This is a genomic window from Corynebacterium sp. S5S1 (assembly GCF_001913985.1).
In the GTDB taxonomy this organism is placed as follows: domain Bacteria; phylum Actinomycetota; class Actinomycetes; order Mycobacteriales; family Mycobacteriaceae; genus Corynebacterium; species Corynebacterium marquesiae.
Genome location: NZ_MKXT01000090.1, coordinates 1 through 1,135, shown reverse-complemented (window position 1 = coordinate 1,135; position 1,135 = coordinate 1). Strand labels below are relative to the sequence as shown.

The following is a 1,135-nucleotide window of genomic DNA, read 5'->3' as shown; positions in this document are numbered from 1 at the left end:
CGACGTACTCGAAATCCTACGAAAATTGAAAAATGACACCGTCGGCATCGGTGTTTTAGAGCCGCTGCTGTCCCTATCGGGGATCACCGACATCGTCGTCAATGGCCCAGATTCCGTGTTTTTTGACCGCGGGGAAGGGCTAGAAGCAGCAGGGATCCAATTCCGTGATGATGAAGAAGTCCGCCGGTTAGCAGTGCGTCTGGCGAGTCTGTGCGGCAGGCGACTGGATGATGCGCAACCGTGCGTGGATGGCAGAATTCGTCGCGAAGAAGATATTGCGCTGCGTTTCCACGCGGTATTAAGCCCACCAGCGCAACAAGGCACGTGTATTAGCCTGCGGGTTTTGCGATCACACTCCGCAAGCCTGGATTCGTTGCATCAGCGCGGCAGCCTTGATGATTATTCACGACGATTCTTGCATGACCTGATCGCACAACGACGATCCTTTCTTATCGTGGGCGGAACCGGAAGCGGGAAAACCACGTTGCTGTCGGCTTTGCTTAGCGAAATTGATCCCGGGCAACGGTTGGTCTGTATCGAAGACACCCCGGAGCTGACCCCGAATCACCCACACGTGGTCAACCTGACTGCGCGCGGTGCCAACAGCGAGGGCGGTGGGGCTATCAGTATTTCTGATTTGTTGAAACAGGCTTTGCGCATGCGGCCGGACCGCATCATCGTGGGAGAGATTCGGGGTGCGGAAGTCGTGGATCTTCTGGCGGCACTGAACACCGGGCATGACGGGGGCGGAGGGACCTTGCATGCGAACCGTCTCGCAGAAGTTCCGGCGCGCTTGGAAGCCCTTGGTGCTTTGGGCGGTTTAGAACGCGCGGCGCTGCATGCACAACTTACTGCCGCTGTCGAAGTGGTATTGGTGATGCAGCGCGGGGCAGATGGAACCCGCAGGCTCGCCCAGATTGGGCAGCTACAGGCAAACCCGTTGCGGATTACAACCGTGTGGGAATTTGGGCAAGCAGATGTCTCCGCCGAGGTGTCGGCATGATGAGTGCGGCAGTGATGTGTCTGGCTCTGGCAATGGTGATCTCACCGGTAGCAGCGCGGGCACGCATCGGGAAACCGCAGCGAGCACTTGTCCCCAAAGAATTTGTACTCATAATTACGGTGGTGTTTTTGG

General features: G+C 57.4%; 1 protein-coding gene. It reads left to right on the top strand.

Annotated features, from left to right (window positions below; all coding sequences use genetic code 11):
• Positions 1-1,003: TadA family conjugal transfer-associated ATPase (locus tag BKN05_RS12415; RefSeq protein ID WP_286688775.1), on the top strand; the 1,003-nt coding region annotated here is incomplete at its 5' end.
• Between the last annotated feature and the right edge of the window lie 132 nt (positions 1,004-1,135).